The organism is Bacteroides sp. 1001302B_160321_D4 (genome assembly GCF_015667765.1).
Lineage (GTDB): Bacteria > Bacteroidota > Bacteroidia > Bacteroidales > Bacteroidaceae > Bacteroides > Bacteroides xylanisolvens.
Genome location: NZ_JADPLO010000004.1, coordinates 37,395 through 60,390, shown reverse-complemented (window position 1 = coordinate 60,390; position 22,996 = coordinate 37,395). Strand labels below are relative to the sequence as shown.

The 22,996-nt window shown below is 39.3% G+C and carries 16 protein-coding genes, 1 pseudogene and 1 riboswitch; of the genes and pseudogenes, 13 read left to right on the top strand and 4 right to left on the bottom strand.

The features are described from left to right. Positions 1-2 precede the first annotated feature (2 nt). Positions 3-2,252: a TonB-dependent receptor gene (locus tag KFO40_RS02575; RefSeq protein ID WP_128859434.1), complete on the bottom strand. Its 2,250-nt coding sequence runs from the start codon at positions 2,250-2,252 to the stop codon at positions 3-5. Continuing rightward, a riboswitch (TPP riboswitch) is annotated at positions 2,253-2,349 on the bottom strand. Between the two features lie 44 nt (positions 2,350-2,393). On the opposite strand from KFO40_RS02575, the gene KFO40_RS02570 reads away from it, so the two are divergent. From KFO40_RS02570 to KFO40_RS02530, 9 genes are all read left to right on the top strand, one after another. Next, on the top strand, positions 2,394-3,014 hold the full coding sequence (locus KFO40_RS02570) for an RNA polymerase sigma factor (protein WP_008020090.1): 621 nt from the start codon (positions 2,394-2,396) through the stop codon (positions 3,012-3,014). Between the two features lie 114 nt (positions 3,015-3,128). Continuing rightward, positions 3,129-4,295 (top strand): FecR family protein, encoded by a 1,167-nt coding sequence (locus KFO40_RS02565; protein WP_004315256.1) that lies wholly within the window; start codon positions 3,129-3,131, stop codon positions 4,293-4,295. A gap of 34 nt (positions 4,296-4,329) precedes the next feature. Then, positions 4,330-7,707, top strand: coding sequence for a SusC/RagA family TonB-linked outer membrane protein (locus KFO40_RS02560; RefSeq protein WP_004315255.1), 3,378 nt, complete (start codon positions 4,330-4,332; stop codon positions 7,705-7,707). Between the two features lie 11 nt (positions 7,708-7,718). Beyond that, the gene (locus KFO40_RS02555) at positions 7,719-9,191 is read left to right on the top strand and encodes a RagB/SusD family nutrient uptake outer membrane protein (protein ID WP_004315254.1); all 1,473 of its coding nucleotides are present in this window, start codon (positions 7,719-7,721) and stop codon (positions 9,189-9,191) included. A gap of 18 nt (positions 9,192-9,209) precedes the next feature. Next, positions 9,210-9,902, top strand: coding sequence for a DUF4843 domain-containing protein (locus KFO40_RS02550; RefSeq protein WP_008770671.1), 693 nt, complete (start codon positions 9,210-9,212; stop codon positions 9,900-9,902). Between the two features lie 18 nt (positions 9,903-9,920). Continuing rightward, complete coding sequence (locus KFO40_RS02545) at positions 9,921-11,402, top strand: PKD-like family lipoprotein (protein ID WP_004315252.1); 1,482 nt, start codon at positions 9,921-9,923, stop codon at positions 11,400-11,402. A gap of 12 nt (positions 11,403-11,414) precedes the next feature. After that, positions 11,415-13,991 (top strand): zinc-dependent metalloprotease, encoded by a 2,577-nt coding sequence (locus KFO40_RS02540; protein WP_008025245.1) that lies wholly within the window; start codon positions 11,415-11,417, stop codon positions 13,989-13,991. Between the two features lie 4 nt (positions 13,992-13,995). Next, positions 13,996-16,536 (top strand): zinc-dependent metalloprotease, encoded by a 2,541-nt coding sequence (locus tag KFO40_RS02535; RefSeq protein WP_004315250.1) that lies wholly within the window; start codon positions 13,996-13,998, stop codon positions 16,534-16,536. Between the two features lie 153 nt (positions 16,537-16,689). Continuing rightward, the gene (locus KFO40_RS02530; protein WP_007767329.1) at positions 16,690-17,598 is read left to right on the top strand and encodes a mechanosensitive ion channel family protein; all 909 of its coding nucleotides are present in this window, start codon (positions 16,690-16,692) and stop codon (positions 17,596-17,598) included. 105 nt (positions 17,599-17,703) lie between these two features. On the opposite strand, the gene KFO40_RS02525 is transcribed toward KFO40_RS02530, so the two are convergent. Together KFO40_RS02525 and KFO40_RS02520 are read right to left on the bottom strand one after the other, a co-directional pair. Beyond that, positions 17,704-17,943 carry a hypothetical protein gene (locus tag KFO40_RS02525; protein WP_128859437.1) on the bottom strand — a complete coding sequence of 80 codons (240 nt, stop codon included), beginning with the start codon at positions 17,941-17,943 and terminating at the stop codon, positions 17,704-17,706. A gap of 69 nt (positions 17,944-18,012) precedes the next feature. Then, complete coding sequence (locus KFO40_RS02520; protein WP_211146059.1) at positions 18,013-19,299, bottom strand: O-acetylhomoserine aminocarboxypropyltransferase/cysteine synthase family protein; 1,287 nt, start codon at positions 19,297-19,299, stop codon at positions 18,013-18,015. Positions 19,300-19,476: 177 nt separating this feature from the next. On the opposite strand from KFO40_RS02520, the gene KFO40_RS02515 reads away from it, so the two are divergent. The 4 genes and pseudogenes from KFO40_RS02515 to KFO40_RS02500 all read left to right on the top strand — a co-directional run bounded on the left by KFO40_RS02515 (position 19,477) and on the right by KFO40_RS02500 (position 22,358). Next, positions 19,477-19,947 carry an Lrp/AsnC family transcriptional regulator gene (locus KFO40_RS02515; protein WP_004315247.1) on the top strand — a complete coding sequence of 157 codons (471 nt, stop codon included), beginning with the start codon at positions 19,477-19,479 and terminating at the stop codon, positions 19,945-19,947. 216 nt (positions 19,948-20,163) lie between these two features. Beyond that, a complete protein-coding gene (locus tag KFO40_RS02510; RefSeq protein WP_151936334.1) occupies positions 20,164-20,790 on the top strand; it encodes a CatB-related O-acetyltransferase in 627 nt (208 codons plus the stop codon). A gap of 11 nt (positions 20,791-20,801) precedes the next feature. Then, a pseudogene (locus tag KFO40_RS02505) lies at positions 20,802-20,930 on the top strand (GNAT family N-acetyltransferase); the annotation flags it as partial. Between the two features lie 78 nt (positions 20,931-21,008). After that, entirely contained in the window at positions 21,009-22,358 is a 1,350-nt protein-coding gene (locus KFO40_RS02500) for an MATE family efflux transporter (RefSeq protein ID WP_178301136.1), read from the top strand. Positions 22,359-22,512: 154 nt separating this feature from the next. Here KFO40_RS02500 and KFO40_RS02495 read toward each other — a convergent pair whose 3' ends face one another. Next, a complete protein-coding gene (locus KFO40_RS02495; RefSeq protein WP_211146058.1) occupies positions 22,513-22,983 on the bottom strand; it encodes a GyrI-like domain-containing protein in 471 nt (156 codons plus the stop codon). Positions 22,984-22,996 lie beyond the last annotated feature (13 nt).

Sequence of the window (22,996 nt, the reverse complement as noted above, 5' to 3'; positions counted from 1 at the left end):
TATTAAAAGCGGAAAGAAACATGTCCCATAACGTTTGTTCCTGCCTGCGCTGCATATCCGGCATAGTTTCCCCGATTCTCCACCGTATCGGTGTAGTCGCTCGAGGCCCAACCGTTGTTTTCATATTTTTCATTAAACAGATTGTACACAGTGAACCCTACCGTGACTTCTTTCAACACCTTCTTGGGACGGAAGGAGTACGCCAGATTGAGGTTACTGACAAAATATTTATCAAGAGTCAATTCTTCTACTTCCGCATTTGTCATATACTGCTTGCTTACGAACTGCGATTGCAGAGCCGCTTCGAATCCCTTATAATTGAATGAGAAACGGTTATTAAATAGAAAGTCAGGTGAGAAAGCGATGTGAGTGTCTTTATGCTTGATCTGAACAGTCGGGAGGGAAGTAGAACTGCCGTTTTCATTATAATGGTAGCCCGGCAGGCTTTCTACAAAATCCTGGATGCGGTTTTTGCTCCATGTAGCGTTTATATCCCATTGAAACCATTTACACGGTTTGATTCCCAGCATTAGCTCGACTCCCATACGATAACTGTCCGGCACGTTTTCGGTCAGTGCTTCACCGATGTCATTTAAAGCTCCGGTCAGAACCAGTTGGTCGGTATAATCCATGTAGTAGAAGTTTGCACCTGCTGTCAGCCATTGGTTGGCGAAAGTATATCCCGCTTCATAGTCGAGTAATTTTTCTGCTTTGGGATACGAATCCGGATCGCCATCCGTATAATTGTTTCTGGTCGGTTCCTTTTGAGCAACCGAGAAAGAGGCATAAACGCGATGGTTGGACGTGATGTTCCAGTTTAATCCGACTTTCGGGTTAAAGAAATCGAACTTCTTGTCTACTGCCAGTGGACGCAGGGCATTTTTGCTCCAGTCATATTTATCATTGTTGCCGTCAATGGTATAGTCGATGTGTCGATACTGAAGATCGGCATACGCGCTTAATCCTCTGGTAAGATCGTAGTTTGCTTTCAGATAAATATTGCCATCGGTCTTTTTGGATTTATTGCGGTAATATTCATGGTCGGGAGATAGAGTGCCCACATAATTCTTCACCCAAGGAACTCTTCCGAAGTTATTGCCCCGGTATTGATTCAAACCACCTCCTAGAGACGCATTCAGCCTGTTGACTGTATAATTGAGAGAAAAAACGCCGCCGCCGAATTTGTTGTCCATTTTCTTCTGACGGACTAAATCACTTTTGGTTATTTCGGTTCCATCAATTGTGAATGGTTTCAGGCCATATTCTATAAGGGATCTGCCGTCTTTGTACTCTTCGTAATAGCCGTCACCTTTGGTATAATGTAAGGCAACGTTTAGGTTCCAAGCCGTTGAGAAAGTGTGATTGAAGAGAAGTTGATAATTCTTTTGCAGATAATTATCCGTTTGGTCGTCATAAAAATGCTTGTTGCCGTTGGCATCGGTGTACATCTCGCCACAGGGGTTGTAGCGTCTGCCGAAATCCTCCATTTCCTTTTTGGTTGCGTATCCCCAGGCGTGATATGTCTTTTCTTTTCCGGCAAATGCAATCAGCTTCACAGATGTGTTTTCTGCAAAGTAGCCTCCTTGCAGGTAGTAAGAATTCAGGTCTACCGAAGCGCGGTCTATGTATCCGTCCGTACCGATGTTGGAAAGACGGGCGTCAAACGTCCAATGATTATTGAGCAAACCAGTTCCCACTTTCACCGTTTCCTTGTGCGTGTTGAATGAACCGTATGAACCGTTGAATTCGGCATACGGCTTCATGGATGCACCTTCAGTCTGCATATTAACGCTGGCTCCGAAGGCACCTGCCCCATTGGTAGACGTACCTGCGCCGCGTTGCACTTGCATATCTTTTACGGAGGAAGAAAAGTCGGGCATATTTACCCAGAACAGATTATGGCTTTCAGCATCGTTCATCGGTATGCCGTTTACCGTGATGTTGATACGTGTACCGTCGGTTCCGCGCACGCGAAGAGTCGTGTAGCCGATACCTGCTCCTGCATCCGATGTGGTCAGTGTAGAAGGAGTCATGCTTAACAGATAAGGGATGTCCTGTCCGAAGTTAACCTTCTTCAATTCCGCTTTGCCTATATTGGTGAATGCCACGGGAGTTTTGGCGGTGGCACGCGTGGATACTACCTGCACTTCTTGCAGGTTTACTACTCTCATACTATCCTTTACACTCGTCTGTGCATGAACAGTGATGCCTACGCCCGATAAGGCGATGGCCATCCATACAATTTTTTTCATCTTGCTTACTAATTAGTTCTCTACGCCGGCATTACCCGGATCAGATTCTATGGGTATGTTCTCAGCCCGTCATGTTAAGGCACCCCTACCAGTGAATCGGTTACAAAAATACGGTTTTTGCCCGAAGAAAACAAAAAATATATGTTTTATTGGAAAAATAGTATAACTTTGTCCAGCCATAAGATATATTTGGAACTAATTACTATTCCTTCGTTTTATTATAAGCCTATGATTATCCAACCAATTGAGTGGGGAAAAAATAAGAAGAATGAAGAAAACTTCGAACTTCTTTTTGAAAGATACCATCTTTCCCTCTTAGTTGTAGCTAGTCATTTTGTTCCTCGTACAGCTGCTGAAGACATTATTCAAGATGTGTTTCTAAAATTATGGGAGAAGCGGAAGGAGTTGGATAAGATTGAATCAGTGAAAGATTATCTTTATTCAGCAGTAAAGTATGGTTGCTTTAATTATATTCGTTCGCAGGCAATGGAGCAGCGCTGCATTGAGAAAATCACGGATGAGGCTTTTGAAGAAGTCATGCTGGATGAAGAAGTTTTTATTGAGTTGAGTAAAGCGATAACAGAACTCCCGGAATCTTATCGTAAAGTGATCGAACTTAGTCTGGAGGGCAAACATGCAGATGAAATAGCGCAAATAATGGGAGTTACTCGGAATGCGGTAAATGCGTACAAGAAACGAGCTAAGAGTAGCTTGAAAAAGAAACTTTCATGTCGGGCATACAGTCTGGTTGTTCTTATCTAAATCATAACTTTTGGGCCGGGTAACTGACAAAAGAATAATTTCTTGAAAAAAAAGTAACCACGAAGCGACTAATTTCTCCAGCTCGTGTGTCTTTAAGTAAATAACGACAAGATTATGGGATATAATGACATTTATCGCATTGCTGCGCTAATCGTAAAATCTATTAAAGGAAAAGAATCTGAAGAGGAACGCAATGAATTAGATGTATGGCGTAATGCTTCAGACAGAAACCGGAGATTATATCAGAAATATCAGGATGCTGAGTATTTTAGAGCACGGTCTATCGTGAAAGAAAAAGAATATGAAAGCTCGGAAAGAATCTGGAAAAGTATTAAGACTGGCATTGCCAAAAAGAAGAAACGGGCATTATTAGTAAAGGTCGTTTCTTGTGCTGCCGTTTTTGCCTTGCTATTGTCTGCAGGTGCTCTTTGGATTATTCAATCTGATGTTCATCAATTCGAGTATCAAGATGATCTGACCGCTATTAGAGCGGGAGACTCCAAAGCTATACTATCTTTGGTTGATGGGAGCGAATATTATTTGAACTCCCGTATACGTCTGGCATTGGTAGGAGAAAATTATGCTATTAGAGATGAAGCAGGTATTCATATTCTTGACAATAAAAAAGGAACAGATACAAAGAGGAAAAATAAACTGTTTGTTCCAAGAAATGGTAAGTATGACATAACTCTTTGCGATGGAACTAAAGTTTGGGTAAATTCTGATTCGGAGTTATACTATCCATCTGCTTTTGCTTCTGATCAACGAATTGTGAAAGCAAGCGGAGAAATGTATTTTGAGGTGTCGCATCACGATAGTTGGCCGTTTATTATTGAAACTGATTATGGCCGGGTGGAGGTAAAAGGTACTTCTTTTAATCTGAGGAGTTACCGGGAAGAAAAGAAGTTGGTAACCACACTGGTACAGGGAAAAGTGTTGGTTTCATCCCATGAAACAGAGGATATTATAGAGCTTCATCCGGGTGAGACTGCTGTTGTTACAGACAATCAAGAGATAGATGTAGTAACTGCCAATGTACAGGAAGTCGTATCCTGGAAGGATGATATGTTTGTTTTCCGCAGTTCTACTTTGGAACAGATTATGGAAGAAGCAGCACGCTGGTATGACATCCGGATAGTATGGGTTTCAGAAGAAAGAAGGCATACACTGTTCAGCGGAGAGTTGCCGCGTTCTAAAGATTTTGTAGACTTTGTACGTATGATAGAACTTACAGAAAAAGTGAGTTTCTCTGTCAAAGGGCGTACTGTTTATATCGATTAAACTTCATAAATATAAATACTAACTTTAATTTTTAATGATGAAAGAGCTTTCTAAAACAGGCTATAGTCTGGCAGTTATACAGGCGATAGCGTTAAGAATGGCATTTGCATGCTGGTTGCTGTTTACGACCTTTCCAATTTTGGCGCAGGAACACTCTGTTAGTTTACATTTGAATCATGTATCCTTGCTTGAGGCCATTAATGAGATTAAACGGCAATCAAATCTGAATCTCATGTATAGTGATGAAGATGTGAAGTCAGTAACTGATATTACGGTAAACGTGGATAATGTGACACCGGAAGTTGCATTAACTGCTTGTTTAAGTGGTACTAACTTGGTTGCCCAAAAACAAAACGGAGTATTTGTTATCCATCTGAGAAAAAAGGAGAAGAAGATCAAACTTACAGGAAAAGTAATGGATAGTAAAGATGGATCTCCGTTAGCAGGAGCTACCGTTTTTATTATGAAGAATGATAAGCGCACGGTGGGGACAGCGGCTACTTTGGATGGAGATTTCTCATTGGAAGTTCCGGCAGATACAAAGGAGGTTGTTGCATCATATATAGGCTACAAGAACAAATCTGTAAAGGTCGTTGCTAATAAACCTTTACAGATCTTTTTGGAAGAAAACTCGAATAGTTTGAATGAAGTGGTCGTGAATGGTTATTCGAGTGTGAAACGTACAAGTTTTACCGGAAATGCGGTAACCGTCACAAAAGATGACTTATTGAAAGTGTCTACACGTAATATGATTGATGTATTGCAAGTGTACGATCCTTCTTTACGGATAGCGGTTAATAATGAAATGGGGTCAGATCCCAATAGTTTGCCGGAGTTTTATATCCGTGGACGTTCCGGTGTCGGAGTCATGGAATTGGATAAGGATGCAGTTTCCCAATCCGCTCTTTCAAATAATCCGAACACTCCTATTTTTATTATGGATGGTTTTGAGGTATCTGTGTCGAAAGTGTATGACTTTGACCCTAACCGTATAGAACGGATTACGATTTTAAAAGATGCGGCCGCTACTGCCATATATGGTTCACGTGCGGCAAATGGGGTGATTGTGATTGAAACGAAAGCACCGGTTCCCGGCAGATTGCGTGTGAACTATAATTTCTCTGCAGAACTCACAGCTCCGGACATATCTGACTATAATCTGATGAATGCCAGTGAGAAACTTGAGGCTGAACGTCTGGCCGGACTTTATGAAAGCGACTCGCCCAGTACAGCCCTGAACTTACAGAAAGAGTATCTGGCAAAACAGAATAATATATTAAAGGGTATTGATACCGATTGGATTGCACAGCCGTTACGAAACGGTTTTAATCACAAACACAGTCTTTATATAGAGGGAGGCGTTAATGATATCCGTTTCGGTGCTGAGATGAACTATGACATTCAGAATGGAGTAATGAAAGGTTCATATCGAAAGCGTGCGGGAGGAGGATTTTACATCGATTATCGTATTAACAATCTGCAAATCAAGAATTATGTGACATTCAACTCTGTAAAGTCGGAGAATTCTCCGTATGGGACTTTTTCTGATTATACTTCCAGGCAACCCTATGACTCATTTAAAGATGAAGAAGGTAATTACGTGGAATATCTGACTACTTGGCATACGGGAACTTCGAATCTCCGTAATCCTTTGTATGATGCTACCATGTTGAGCAGTTATGATCGTTCGTCTTATACGGACTTGACTAACAACCTAAGCCTAAATTATCATCTGGCGGATGTCTTTCAGTTGAAAGCACAGTTCTCCGTAACAAAACGTGATGATGAATCCAGGCAATTTACAGATCCGGGAAGCGGTAAATATGTCAATTATGCGGATAGTGATCCTAAAGGAGAATTATTGTCCGGCCGTTCGCAAAGTATTTATTGGAATGCTAACTTATTGGCAAATTATGTACAGACAGTAAACCGTAATCACATGAATTTTTCTTTAGGTTTGAATATACGTGAAACCAAGGATGAATCGGAGAGTGCGCTGTATCGTGGATTTCCTTCCGGTAAGCTGGACTCTCCGAATTATGCGGATGAAATCGCTACCAAGCCTTCGTTTTCGGATAATCATACCCGATTAATGGGTACATTCCTTTCTACCAACTATACGTATGATAACATTTATCTGATGGATGCCTCTTTCCGTATGGATGGTTCTTCGGAATTTGGCTCGAAAAAGAAATTCGCTCCTTTCTGGTCGTTTGGAGCCGGATTGAATATTCATAATTATCCGTTTATGAAACAGCAGACATTATTTAGCCAATTCAAGATTCGCGGTTCTTATGGTCAGATTGGTAAAGTCAATTTTCCGGCTTATGCAGCAAAGAACACTTATCAGATCTTATCGGATAAATATGGAACCGGAGCCGGTGTATTACTTTATTACATGGGGAATGAAAACTTGAAATGGGAACGTACTAACACTTTTGATATCGGTACGGATATATCATTGCTCAACGATGCGGTTTTATTCAGATTCTCTTGGTATAACAAGAAAACGGTCGATTTGATTACGGATGTTACTCTTCCTTCATCAACAGGTTTCACCGTATATCGTGATAATCTCGGAGAGGTACAGAATCGTGGTATTGAGTTGGATATCAGAGCCGATGTATTCAAAAATAGAGATTGGACAGTAACTTTGTTTGGTAACCTGGCACATAATAAGAATAAAATATTAAAGATCTCAGAATCATTAAAGGCTTATAATGATCGTGTAGACACATACTTTGCCGATTATGATAAGAATATAGGTACCATGCAGGATTCTAAGTATAGTAAACCTTTTATGAAATATACAGAGGGCGGTTCGTTGACTTCCATTTGGGGAATGCAGTCATTAGGTATTAATCCTTCGGATGGTCAAGAGACTTTTCTGAAGAAAGATGGAACAATTACTTCCGATTGGAATTCATCGGATCAGGTGATCATAGGCGATACGGAACCTACTGCACAAGGAGCTTTTGGTGTAAATCTACGTTATAAGCAATTCACTATGTATGCTACTTTCAAATACGAATGTGGCGGGCAGCTGTATAATAGCACGTTGGTAAACAAGGTCGAAAATGTGAATATTTACGAAGTCAATGCAGATAAACGGGTATTGACTGACAGATGGAAACAGCCGGGAGATGTAACTATGCTGAAATCAATAAAAGACCGTTACCAAACGACACGACCGACTTCTCGTTTCGTGCAGGATAATAATACACTCGAATTTAATTCATTTACTTTGGCCTATGAGTTTAGCAATAAGTTGCTTGCTCCTATCAATCTCAGTATGTTGCGTGTACAATTTAATATGAATAATATTGCTCGTATTTCTTCTATTCATCAAGAAAGAGGTCTCTCTTATCCTTATGCACGTACATTTACTTTCTCTTTAAATTTAGGTTTCTAAAAACAACGGATATGAAAAAATATAATTTTGCTATAATAGGTGTTACCTTGTTGCTGTCATTAAGCGCTTGTAATGATTGGCTGGATATTGATCCTTCTGATCAGGTATCAAGCGAGAAATTGTTTGAAAGTGGAGATGGATTCAGAAATGCGTTAAACGGAATTTATATTGCTATGTCGTCTTCCGAACTGTATGGGCGCGAGTTGTCTTGGGGGCTTGCCAGTGTTCTTTCTCAAACATATGCAGATAACGATATCGCCAAATCTAAAGCATATGGTAGCGCTATGGAATATGAATACGGAGAAACGGAGATCAAAGCGGTGCTGGAATCAGTTTGGTCAAAAGGATATAATGTAATTGCTAATTGCAATAAGTTGATATCAGAAGCAGAAGCAAAAGATTCGACTGCTTTTCGTGAGGGAGCACTTGAAAGGAATCTGATTATCGGGGAGGCTAAAGCATTGCGAGCCATGATGCATTTTGACATTTTACGTTTATTTGCTCCTTCGGTAGAGTCCGGTGATGAAAGCAAGCGGATTCCATACTTTACTGTATATCCATCTAAATATGAACCGAATCTTTCAACAAAGGAAATACTGAAGAAAGTAGAAGAAGATTTACTTGAGGCTCGTCAGCTGGTTGCAAAGCATGATACGATTGTCAATACGTCAACAATGGCAATGCCGGATTACCGGATGGGAGGTACGAATAAGGCTACAGGTGGTGACTTTTTTGGTCAAAGAGGAATTCGTATGAATTATGTGGCTATTAATGCGCTTTTAGCTCGTGTATATTTGTATGATAATGATTGGAACAATGCTGCTAAGTATGCCAAGCATGTAATAGATGATTTCGTAACTCGTCGAAAATGGTTTTATTTTACAGATCCTTACGATTATGCGAAAGCTACGGATAAATATAAATATGTCAAATTGTATGAAGACACATTCCTGGCTTTTTACGACCGGGAGTTATTGGAGCGTATTGATAATTTTAAATCTGCTAATAATAGTTTATTAATGACTCTGAAGAATTACGATGCTTTGTTTGAACTGGATGCGGACGACTATCGTACTTCTTTAGCGACCTCTGACGGTAAAACTGGTAAAACATCAATGAAATGGATAAATACGAATTCAACGAACCAGAGTGTCACCATTCAGTATAAGCTGATACCGATGATTCGGTTAAGTGAAATGTATTATATCTTGAGTGAGGCTAGTTCTAAGACAAGCCTGTCGGAGGCTCTCTCTTATTTGTCGGTAGTTAGAAAAGCACGTGGAGCGAAACGAGATATTTCAGGCACAGCATCGAAAGACTATTATAATGAGTTGGTAGCAGAATACAAGAAAGAATTCTTGGCGGAGGGACAGATGTTTTATTTCTTTAAACGCTGGAATATGCCTGTCACCACGGGAACACAAGTAATACAAATGGATGGCAGATATGTAATGCCGATACCGGAAAGTGAGATAATCTATTAATTTATGGAGATAAACAAAATGAAAAAGATATATTCATTATTGATAGCAACCTTCTTTTTGTTGGTTGCTTGTGAAAAGGACGAAATCCGGATATGGGATTCCGGTAACTATGTGCAGTTTGTGGAAGAGTATAAAGATTCCTTGACTTATTCTTTTTTCTTCTATGGGACACAAGAGGAAATAAAGGTACCTCTCAATATGCGATTGATAGGATTACCGTTGGCAAATGATGCTTATGTTAGTCTGAGGGTTAATAAGGAACTGACAACAGCTGAACCGGATTCGTATGAATTGGAGAATGAGATGGTTTTTCGGAAAGATGTTTTGGAAGAAACTGGGTATTTTTTGTTGAAGAAAACGGCATTGTTGGATACAAAAGAAGTCCGGCTTGTGATTGACATTGTGGAGAATGATGTTTTAAAACCCGGACAAAATATATATACTCGTAAAGTCGTTCGTTTTAGCTCTTTAATATCTCAACCTCTTTGGTGGGATGATGTTGTAACAGAAAGCTTATTAGGAAAATATACAGAAACTAAGTTCAGGCTTTTCATGGAAGTTACAGGAGTGGGAGATCTGACGGAGCTGTCAGAATCTGAAAGATGGTCTTTGGCTCGCCAGTTCAAGTACTATCTCATAAAAAAAGAAGATGAGGGAAATCCGGTGCAGGATGAAGATGGATCGTATATGTCTGTTCCGGTAGTAGGATAATTTAAAAACGATATGATTATGAAAGCAAGATATCTTATTTATTTATTGAGTGGGTTGATGACCTTTTACTCTTGTGTAGATGATAAAGGCTCTTATGACTACTTACAAACTCCCACGGTGAAGATAACTTTTAGTGAGTCTATATATGACGGGGTCATTGGAGAAGAAACGCATATTGAACCTAATCTGTCTTTTAGCGAGGGAGATGATGTCTCTAATTATGAATTTGAATGGGAGCTAAATGGTGAGGTTGTGTGTAACGAACAGATACTCTCATTTGTACCCAAAGAAGCTATTACTTATTATGTTTTGTACTCAGTCATCCATAAAGACAGTAAGATTAGAACAATGAAAAATCTGCAACTGGTAGCTAAATCTTCTTATAAAACAGGATGGGCTATTTTGTCAGATTTGAATCATAAGGCTATATTAACACAAGTTCGTGACGATAATGATGAGTATGTGGATTATTTAAATATTTATGAGAAGGTAAATGGCGAGGAACTAGGCAGTCAACCATATAAATTAGTAGAACATTATTCCGGTAAGAAAACTAATCCGGAAATTCTGGTTGTCAATCAGGATGCAAAAGGTCCATTGGAATTGGAGGGGAATTCGATGATGAAAGTTTTATATACTACACAGGAATTTACCGAAGGAGTGCCTGAAGATTTTGTTGTGACAGATGCTGCTTATCTTTATTATACAGATGTTCTGTTGACAGCTAACGGACAAATATATATTCGTTTGTTGAAGAATCCTGATAATGCGGGGTTCCATTCGGCACCTTACAGTAGTATTCCCGTGCATTATAACATGGGAATGAAAATAACACGAATGGTACAAGCCAATTTTTATAAAACACGACATGTATTGATGTATGATGAGAAGAATCATCGTTTCCTCAGTTTGAGTAGCCTTTATAGTTACTATACGGGTGCAATAGATGATGTTCCGATCAATGGATTGGAAGGTAAAAAGTTAATATATGCAGATGCTTATCTTCCAGATCCTTATACGGATTATCTTTGTGGTTATGTATTAGTGTTGCAAGATGCGGATGGAAACTATTCGGTGAAGACATTCGATTTGGAATATGATTGGCAGGGTAAGGTAATAATAAAGAATGAAACAGATTTTAGTTTCTCTGACGGTGGCGACTATTTGACAGATAAATCTAAGTTTTATTGTTCAAAGGATGCTTCAGGAAGTTATTTGTTCTTTTCAGGTGGAGCCATTAATAATGAATTGTATTATTATGAGAAAAGTACTCAGCGTGTAATACCTTATACTATTTGTAATAGTGAAATTACAGATCTTCAATTGAATTATGAAAGTATGACTTTAGGAGTTGGAATGAAGGACGGTTTTGTCGTATACGCTGTAGATGAATCGACTATTATGGGTGGTGAAGCAAAGAAACTTCACGAAGTAAATAATATTGGAGAAGTGGTAGACGTGATTTACCGTTATGGAAGTCCGTCAAAAATGTATCGTTAATAATTTATTCAAATGAAAATACGTTTATTGACTCTAGTGGGTCTTTCGTTGTTAGTTATGTTTTCTAATGAAGGGCATGCTAAGTTTCCTTGGAAAAAGAAAAAGGCAAAATCGGAACAGGTGAAGAAAGCTACTCCTTATGAGAAACTGTTTCGTGGCAAAAAGTGTGAAACAGTAAAAGGTATGATAACACTTCATAAAATGGATGACCGCGTCTATTTTGAATTACCTTTGAATTTGTTGGAAAAGGATATGTTGTTAGGCTCTACTATTAGTGAGACTACAGATAATCGTTTTGGAAGTGTTGGTGAAAAACCGTATGCTCCTTTGCATATTACATTTATAAAAACAGACTCGTTGATTAGCTTATGTGAAGTATCTGATGATTATATGTCACATGATAGCAATCTACAGCAGAGAATATCAGAAAGTACCCGACCGGCAATTCTGAAGAACTTTAATATAAAAGCATATTCACCGGACAGTACAGCTGTGGTTTTTGATATGACAGATTTTTTATTGGCAAATCGGGACAATATGAATCCCTTTTCCCCATTTTCTCCTATTATGGCAGCATACACTGTCAGCAAGGAGTTCAGAAAGGAGGATTCATCTATTATGTCAATCAAATCATTCGATGATAATTTAAGTATTCGTTCTTCTTTGACTTACAATGTTACTGTATCGAGTATGGGAGTGACATATATTAAGCAGATGCCTTTTACAGCGGTGTTGACACGTAGTATTATTTTACTGCCGGAGAAACCGATGCGTCCTCGTTATGCGGATTCTCGTATCAATATCTTTTATACTCCTAAAGTTAAATTCAGCAATGAGAGTCAACGCGTTGAGAATGTTTATTATGCATTAAGATGGCGTTTAGAGCCTGTAGATGCAGAAAAATATGAGAAAGGGGAATTGGTGGAACCTAAGAAGCCGATTATATATTATATAGACAATGCTTTCCCTAATTTTTGGAAAAAATATATTCGTCGTGGAATTTTAAGATGGAATGATGCTTTTGAGAAGATCGGTTTTAAGAATGCAATTTGTGTGAAAGACTTTCCATTAGATGACCCTGAATTTGATCCGGATAATATAAAATATAGTTGTGTGAGATATTCTCCTTCTTTTATAGCCAATGCTATGGGACCTTCTTGGAGTGATCCGCGTACGGGGGAAATTTTGAATGCATCTGTTTATTTGTACCATAATTTAGTAGGGCTGGTACGTAACTGGCGTTTTGTACAGACGGCACAGGCGGACACGGATGTTCGCCGGAAACAACTTCCTACAGATATATTGGGTGATTGTATCAGTTATGTGGTGGCTCACGAAGTAGGACATACGTTTGCTTTTATGCATAACATGGCCGCGTCTTCTTCGATTCCTGTGGATTCATTACGCTCTGCCTCTTTTACCAATAAGTATGGAACTACTTATTCAATTATGGACTATGCACGCAATAATTATGTGGCACAACCGGGAGATAAAGAAAAAGGAGTTCGTTTGACCCCTCCTGATTTGGGGATATATGATTATTTTTCAGTAAAGTGGTTATATTCTCCTATTATGTCAGCCAAATCCAGTGAGGAAGAAATTCCTATTTTGAGGCAATGGATTAGTGAGAAGTTGCCCGACCCGGCCTATCGTTATGGCAGACAACAGATTCGTACTCGTATCGACCCAAGTTCTTTTGAAGAAGATCTGGGGGACGATCCGGTGAAAGCTTCCTCTTACGGAGTCATGAATCTGAAATATATTTTGTCTCAGATGAACGAGTGGATTAAAGACGATGTAGAAGGTGACTTCCGAAAAGAAATTTATAACGAGATTATCGGTCAGTATATACGTTATATTAATAATGTATTATTTAATATTGGCGGTATTTATGTAAATGAACATTATGAAGGCGATCCGTTCCCTTCATACGTTCCTGTGACAAAGGAGAAGCAGAGGGAGTCGTTAAAATTTCTTTGGGAGCAGGCTCTTGATTGTTCATGGATAGATGAACCGGCTCTACAAAAAATATTGCCTCTTCATTCGAATTTGAGCAGTGTGATAGAGAACCTGATTATTGACTATGTGCTAAAACGTTTCCCTTCGGTGGCAATTTGTGGGGATAAGATGGAGCAGAATCCTTATACGCAGCTGGATTATATGGATGATCTATACTATTATATGTTTATGGTCCCGGATAAAAAAAATGTACTTTCGGCTTCTGAGAAAAATATGCAGCTAAAGTTCGTATCCTATTTAATGAATGGAATCAAAACAGTCAAGAAAGGAAGTGCTGCCGGAACATCAGGGAGAATGTTGACGGATGAACGAATACCTTTGCCTGAAGGTATTGTTGCTCCCACTTATTTGTATGATGGACCATTGAATCATTTCAATGATCCTAAAGAAGTTATGGGATTTGAAGATACTGTTTCTGTTACTATCCCTGTAGAGTCGATGGAACATCATTATTATTCTATGTTACGGAAGATTGAGCGGTTGGCTAAAAATCGAATGTCTGCCGGTAGTGATGAGAATCGCACTCATTATCGTCTGTTGGTTTATAAAATATCTCAATCTTTAAAATAGGTGTATGAATAGGAAAATTATATATTTCTCTTTGTTGTCTCTATTGTTGCTCTTTACTGTACAGGATGCTTGTGCACGTAAAAAAAAGGAGAAGTCGGCAAAAACGGAAATCAAAGGATATGAGAATCATTTAAAAGATTGTGTTGCTTCTGATTCGACGGGGTTAATGATCATGCACCGGACTAAAGATAAAGTTCTGGTAGAGTTTCCAGTCAGGTTATTGGAGAAAGAAATGCTTTTAGCCTCTTCGATTATTAATATCAGTGACAATGGAGAAGGAGTAGTCGGGCAGTTCACTTCTCCGGAAGTCATGTTCCGTTTTGTGAGAAATGGCAAAAAGTTGGAAGCAAGAATGATGACTAACCAACCTTTAATGCGTGAGGAAACGGGAAAAGAAGGAGTAGCATCTTCTTTGTTGAAGTCTGCTTCGGGAGGTGTCTATAAATCTTTTAAGATAGAAGCTTTTGCAAAAGACAGTTCTTCGGTTCTGGTTAACCTGGCTCCTTTATTTTTGGAACATTCGGATTACTCGAATCCTTTTTCGTCTTATGCACCTAATTCAATGTATGGAATGGTAACCCGGAAATTCAGATGTGACACTTCACGTTCTTTTTTAAAGGATATTCATAGTTATCCGGATAATATTTCGGTAACCTGTGTATTGGGATATGATGTGGATTATACTGCTTTCGGAACAATTACTATGCAACGAAATGTACCGGTGACGGTTACTGCAGCACGAATGTTGGTATTACTTCCGGAAACGCCGATGGATATCCGATATGCTAATCAAAAAGTGAATACGGCATTTCTAGTCCGTAAGCAGTATGTAGATGAGATGTCTCCTTTGAAAAGCACTCATTTAGTAAAACGTTGGCGTTTGGAGCCTTCGGACAAAGCTGCGTTTAAAAGGGGAGAAAAGGTAGAACCTAAAAAGCCGATAGTATTTTATATCGATACGTTAATGCCGGATTCTTGGAAACCTTATATCAAGGAAGGAGTAGAAGAATGGAATAAAAGTTTTGAGAAGATTGGCTATTTAAATGCTGTTCAGGCTAAAGAATGGCCGAAAGGAACAGACTTTTCTTCTTCCAACATCCGTCATTCTTCTATTTGTTATGCACCGGATTGGATGTATATGGCACAGACTTCTATGCACACAGACCCTCGTACCGGCGAAATACTGAATGCTTCAGTTTACATCCATCATAATTTTCTTTCTTTGTTATATAGCGGTCGTTGTACGCAGACTATGGCTTCTGATCCGACGGCCAGAACATTGACACTTTCGGAAAAGCAGATGGGAGAATTGTTAAAAGTCGGTATTGCACAGCAAGTAGGTCGTTGTTTGGGACTTACAGATAATATGGGGGCTTCTTATCATTACCCGGTAGACTCGCTCCGAAGTGCTGAATTTACGCGTCAGCACGGATTGACTGCTTCTGTTATGGATAACATAATGTGTAATTATATTGCCCAGCCGGAGGATGTTGAAAAGGGTGCTGTGTTAGTGCAACCGGGAATTGGTCCGTATGACTATTTCCCAATTCGTTATTTGTATGCTCCTGTTGTTGCTGATAAGCCGGAGAAGGAACTCGTTACTTTAAATAAATGGGTAGAAGATGCTTATACTGCTCATGAGTATCATTATGGGCCAAGACAGGAGTTTTATGCCCTATATGATCCGACTGCATTATATTGGGATCTCGGTGATGATCCGTTTAAAGCAGCAGATTATCAGATTCAAAATTTGAAAATTTCAATTGCAAACTTTATGAAGTGGTATGCAAAAGAGGATTATGATATAAGTCGGCGTGCAGAACTATATGCAAGTTTGATAAAGCTATTTACCAATAGAGCAATGGAATTATCATTCTGGATAGGTGGACTTTATCTGGATGAAGGAAAGGAAGGAATAAGCTTTCCGGTATCTAAGGAAATGCAACAGAAAGCATTGAATTATCTGGTGAAAATGTCGATGGATTTGGACTGGCTGACAAATGCTGAAGTTAAATCCAGTTTGGAATTACAGGATTTGATCGTAGATAAGACACGCAAATACATTTTTCAGTTATTATTCGACAGAATCCGTTATGTGGCATTATGCTCGGAGAAATCCGACGGAGAATACTCTGTAAAAAACTATATGGATGATATTCATTCTATTGTTTGGAAAGGAGTGTTGCAAAACAGAGTACTGACGAATACGGAGATGCTGTATCAAAATGCCTTTATTGATTATTTAGTAAAGAATATATCGAAAAATATGGGTGGAGGTACGGCTAAGAATGCCGGACGTCAGCAAGCTTTACGGGGAGATAGTTTTAAAATGGATATTTTTAATGAGGCTAATTCTTTCGTAATGGGTTGGCAGGCGCAGGATATAGTACCAGTGAACTCACATCAAGACGCCTCAGTTTATTGGGATATGCTATTAAAAATAAGAAATCTTTTGAGTAGCCGTATTTCATCTGCTTCTCCGGACATGAAGGAATATTATGGTTTTTTGATTTACAAAATAAATCAGATCTTAGATGATAACTGATATAAATGAAGTTGTATGCAATAAAGTGTAGGAAATAAAAGGAATAATAATCTCGATTATTAAAAAACTTTTTTATTTACGAGAAACAATATAACTTTGTAAATTGTTGAAATAACAAAACAACAATTTATTCATTTAATATACATTTTAATTATGCTACTATTATTGCAAGCAACACAAGCTGCGGACTCTGTGCAAGTGGCTGCAGATGAATTAATAAAAGAGGCGATTGCCAATGCTGACGGCTTAGATAAACTTTCGCTGATTACTCAACAACTGATAGACTTCGGTATTCGTGCCGGAGAACGTATATTGATTGCGATCCTTGTCTTTGTCGTCGGACGTTTCCTCATCTCGCTGCTCAACAAGTTTATCAGACGCCTGATGGATAAACGAAAAGTGGATGTAAGTATCAAAACTTTCGTTAAAAGTCTGGTCAATATTCTGTTGACGATTCTGTTAATCATTTCTGTCGTTGGCGCTCTAGGGGTTGAAACCACTTCGTTCGCAGCTTTATTGGCTTCTGCCGGTGTTGCTGTCGGTATGGCTTTATCCGGCAATCTGCAGAACTTTGCCGGGGGATTGGTTATTCTTTTGTTCAGACCTTATAAAGTTGGCGATTGGATAGAAACACAGCAAGGTTCAGCTGGCACGGTAAAAGAAATTCAGATATTCCATACCATCCTTACTACCGCGGACAACAAACTGATTTATATTCCCAATGGTTCATTGAGCAGTGGAATAGTGACCAACTACAGTCATCAGGAAACCCGCCGTGTAGAATGGATTATTGGTATAGATTATGGAGAAGATTATGAGAAAGTACAGAAAATCGTTTATGAGATTCTTGCTGCTGATAAACGCATCCTGAATGAGCCGGTTCCCTTTGTGGCTCTTCATGCGTTGGACGCCAGCAGTGTGAATGTAGTGGCACGTGTATGGGTAAATAGCGGAGATTACTGGGGTGTTTATTTCGATATAAATAAAGCGATTTACGAAACCTTCAATGAAAAAGGTATCAACTTCCCTTTCCCACAACTTACAGTACATCAGGGAAATTAATTATTCTACGCTGATTATTACAAAAAACGAGGGAGTCTCACATTAAGTGAAACTCCCTTATTTTTTGGAAAACTTGTCTGGTGTGATTGAATAAATTTCTTTCTTTTATTTTATGCCGAAATCTTCAGCTAGTTCATATCTATCTTCTTTGATTCCCAGTACATGATTAATTTTTCTCCTTTTCTCGAGATCTTTAAAGTAGTTTTCTACAACCTGATAGAGATCGAAGTTAGTAGTTGATCCCGCGGCTAAATCGAGTGATTCCACCATCTTTTCTACGGCTTGATGGATTTTCTCTGCGTCTATCAGATGCAGTTCGTTGCTGTGTATTAAATGTTTTTCCATGACTGCAATGTTTTTAATGTTATTACAGATATAACATTCCGCAGTCATGGAAAGTTCAATGATTGAATGTTAGATTTTGGCAAGTGCCTGATCCAAATCCGCAATCAGGTCATCAATATGTTCTGTTCCGATGGATAGGCGTACGGTGCCCGGATAAATTTCCTGTTCGGCTAGCTCCTGTGCATTGAGTTGTGAATGGGTAGTGCTCGCCGGGTGGATCACCAATGATTTCACGTCAGCCACATTGGCAAGCAGGGAGAAAATCTCCAGGCTGTCGATGAAACGGTGTGCCTCGTCTTGTCCGCCTTTTACCTCGAAAGTGAAGATAGAACCGGCGCCATTCGGGAAATAACGTTGATATAGTGCATGGTCAGGATGGTTGGATAATGACGGGTGATTCACTTTCTTCACTTTCGGGTGATTGTTTAAGAAATTCACTACCTTCAATGCATTTTCTACATGACGCTCTACACGTAAGGAAAGAGTTTCCAGACCTTGTAACAGGATAAAAGCGTTGAATGGACTGATGGTAGCTCCTGTGTCGCGCAGCAAAATGGCACGGATGCGGATTGCATAGGCAGCCGGACCGGCTGCATCGACGAAGCGTACGCCATGATAGCATGGATCGGGTTCGGTCAGTTGTGGGAATTTGCCGGAGGCTACCCAGTCGAATTTACCTGAATCTACAATGACCCCTCCCAATGAGGAACCGTGTCCGCCAATGAACTTTGTTGCGGAATGTACTACGATATCTGCTCCGTGTTCGATGGGGCGGATTAAATACGGAGTTCCGAATGTGTTGTCAATAATCAAAGGTATTTTGTGGCGGTGGGCTATTTCTGCTACTGTTTCTATATCAATGATATTTGAGTTCGGATTTCCGAGGGTTTCGATAAATACAGCTTTCGTATTTTCCTGAATAGCTTTTTCAAAGTTCGACAAATCGCTTGGATCAACGAATGTTGTTGTGATGCCATAGCTGGGCAAGGTATGAGCCAGTAGGTTGTAGCTTCCTCCGTAAATAGTTTTGGATGCTACAATATGATCGCCTGCACGAGTGATATTCTCAAAAGCATAAGTGATGGCAGCGGCACCCGAAGCGACTGCCAGCCCTGCTACTCCTCCTTCAAGGGCGGCAACGCGTTGTTCAAAGACTCCTTGAGTGGAGTTGGTCAGACGGCCGTAGATGTTTCCTGGGTCCTGCAGACCAAAACGTGCGGCTGCATGGGCGGAGTTGTGAAATACATAAGAGGTGGTCTGGTAAATAGGTACTGCGCGGGCATCTGTTGCCGGGTCTGCTTGTTCTTGTCCTACATGAACCTGTAAAGTCTCGAAGTGTAATTTCTTTGTTGCCATAATCGTATATTTTTAAAGTTTATATTCTTTCTTTATTTTCTTGCAAAGTTATGAGATGAAGATATATCGAACAAGATATGGCTGAAATGTAGAAAATAATGCTATTTTTGTGCCGTTATATGGAATAATACAACTGCGTTATTCTTGGAAATTACCTTTTAGAAGAATATTTTTCTTATGGATACTTTTGATAAACTGGATAAAGTAGATTTGCAAATACTCCGTACTTTGCAAGAGAATGCCCGATTGACAACGAAAGAGTTGGCTGCGCGAGTGAGTCTTTCTTCAACTCCTGTTTTTGAACGTCTTAAACGGTTGGAGAATGGAGGTTATATAAAGAAGTATATTGCCGTATTGGATGCGGAAAAACTGAATCAGGGATTTGTCGTGTTCTGCAGTGTGAAGCTTAGACGCCTGAACAGGGATATAGCGGCAGAGTTTACACGGATCATACAGGATATTCCTGAAGTAACCGAATGTTATAACATATCGGGAAGTTATGATTATCTGTTGAAGATTCATGCTCCCAACATGAAATACTATCAGGAGTTTATTCTGAATGTATTGGGAACGATTGACAGCTTGGGATCACTGGAAAGTACATTTGTGATGGCGGAAGTGAAGCATCAATATGGGATACATATTTAGTCCTTTGTGTGATAGTCTGAAATTTATCTTGTATATTTGCTATGTAATATAAATCCTGTTCTCCTAACACAATGAAATGGCAACTTTGTAAATAGCTTCGCCCATATGGATTGTAACAATAGAGAGTTCTGCTGCTACAACTGTTTGTGATTTAACGTAAGTCACAAGTTATTTTTTTTATTCTATTCAATAAACTATATAAAAGAAGCCATTACAATGAATTCGAACATATATCCTCGTTCTAATGATTTTCAGACTATTTATCTGAATATGGTGATTAAGAATCCTGCTATTATCGTAGGTGATTATACAATATACAATGACTTTGTAAATGATCCAGTTCTTTTTGAGAAAAACAATGTCTTATATCATTATCCGATTAATAAAGACCGCTTGATAATAGGAAAATTCTGCTCCATAGCCTGTGGAGCTAAGTTTCTTTTCAATAGTGCAAACCACACATTGAATTCTTTATCCAATTATACGTTTCCTATCTTTTTTGAGGAATGGAATTTAGATAAGGGGGATGTTACTTCTGCCTGGGATAATAAAGGGGATATAGTAATAGGTAATGATGTATGGATTGGATATGAAGCTGTTATCATGGCAGGAGTACACATCGGGAATGGAGCAGTCATTGCGTCGCGGGCAGTGGTTACTAAAGATGTTCCTCCTTATACAATAGTAGGCGGAACGCCAGCCAGGGAGATTAGGAAACGTTTTGATGAGCAAACGATTGCCCGATTGCAAGAATTGCAATGGTGGGATTGGAGCGTCGAAAAGATCTCCGAATGTATACCTTATATTATAGGTGGAAAGATAGAAGAATTGATGAAAAGATAAACAATGCATATATGAAATTTATAATAGAACCCGGAACTTCTGCTGATATAAATGAATTGGAAAAGCTGTATGATGAACTGAATGATTATCTGGCAGGTACGATTAGTTATCCCGGGTGGATAAAAGGTATCTATTCTATTTATTTTATCCAACGGTTTTAAATCGGGAGCCTGTTTTTCTTATAACTTTGCAGCTGATTTTAGAAAAAGAAGTTTGGAATGATAAATAAGTATGAAGCACGGCTAGGTACAGAGCGTATGTTGCCGCTCGTTTTTAAAATGGCGCTTCCCGCAGTAATAGCCCAATTCGTCAATTTGCTGTATAGCATGGTCGACCGTATTTATATCGGACATATTCCGGGTATTGGTACTGATGCGTTGGCTGGGGTAGGAGTGACGACTTCTCTTGTTATACTGATTTCTTCTTTCTCGGCGATTGTAGGAGGAGGGGGCGCGCCATTGGCAGCCATGGCACTGGGACAAGGCGACCGTCTGCGTGCCGGAAAAATTTTGGGGAATGGTTTTGTCTTATTAATACTATTCACCTTGTTCACTTCGTTCATCGCATATACCTTTATGGAACCGATTTTGCTTTTTACGGGTGCTTCGGAAAATACGTTGGAATATGCGGTTGATTATCTTTCCATCTATTTATTAGGAACTGTTTTCGTTGAAATATCTACAGGATTGAATAGCTTTATTAATGCACAGGGACGGCCGGCTATTGCCATGTACTCCGTCTTGATCGGTGCCTTATTGAATATTATTCTTGATCCTATTTTCATTTTCTGGTTTGATATGGGAGTGAAAGGAGCTGCTTTGGCTACCGTATTGTCTCAAGCATGTAGTGCGGCGTGGGTATTGAGTTTTCTCTTTTCCCGTCGTGCTTCCTTACCTTTGGAAAAGCGCAATATGCGGTTGAGCCGGAAGATTGTATTCGCCATGTTAGCTTTGGGAATATCTCCATTTATAATGGCAAGTACGGAGAGCCTGGTTGGTTTTGTATTGAATAGTAGTCTGAAAAATTTTGGAGATATTTATGTCAGCGCATTAACTATCTTGCAAAGTGCGATGCAGTTTGCAAGTGTTCCGTTAACCGGTTTTGCGCTGGGATTTGTTCCGATTATCAGTTATAATTATGGTCATGGTGATAAACAACGTGTGAAAGACTGTTTTCGTATTGTGATGATAACCATGTTTTCATTTAACCTGTTATTAATGCTACTTATGATCTTGTTTCCTACGATTGTAGCATCTGCTTTTACTAGTGATGAAAAATTGATAGAAACAGTCCGCTGGACAATGCCTGTTTTCTTGGGCGGTATGACTATCTTTGGATTACAGCGAGCCTGTCAGAATATGTTTGTAGCCTTGGGACAAGCAAAAATATCTATTTTTATTGCTTTGTTACGTAAAGTGATTCTACTGATTCCATTAGCATTGATATTACCACATTATATGGGAGTAACCGGTGTATATGCAGCTGAAGCTATATCCGATGCGACAGCGGCAATTTGCTGTACTTTACTGTTCTTTTGGCAGCTCCCCAAAATTCTGGGGAAAATATAGGGGAATATTTTGCGTACAGATTAGAAACTGCCAATGTACAAAGCATTGGCAGTTTTTTTTAAGTCTGCTTCTTCCTTTCCCGGAGATTGAGCGTAAGGCTGTGTTTTCGATGGTTATTGATAGGAAGAAAGAAATAACTAGATGAAGTAAACATTTATAATAGTGGCATTTCTATTCTCGTCACCTGTTTTTCTTCGGGTACATTGGGATTGCTGTAATAATATTCAATGGATGTTCCCGAAGGTTTGTAACCGTTGGTTTTTATCCATTCCATCATCTCGTTGTACAGGACAGCCAATTCACTGTAAGTTCCTCTATGCAAACAGGAAACTATTTTTCTTTCCGGTATCGTTATAGATCGTATATCCCCTTCACCTTGTAATTCTTTGGATGACTTTAGACCAATAATCATTTTGATATTGTGTTCCGTCAGACTTTCAAAGTCAGGATATTCAACGTAGGGGATATCGGTAGTGACTTCGCCTTGCTTCTTAAATAAAGAGTCTATTTTTACAAAGTTCTTCCCGATAGCTTCCGACATTCCGTTCATATCTGTTTGTACTTCAACAGCCAAAGCGGATTGTTCCGGTTGCTTCAATAGCATGATTTCTGAAATTTTTCCCATAATACATTGTTTT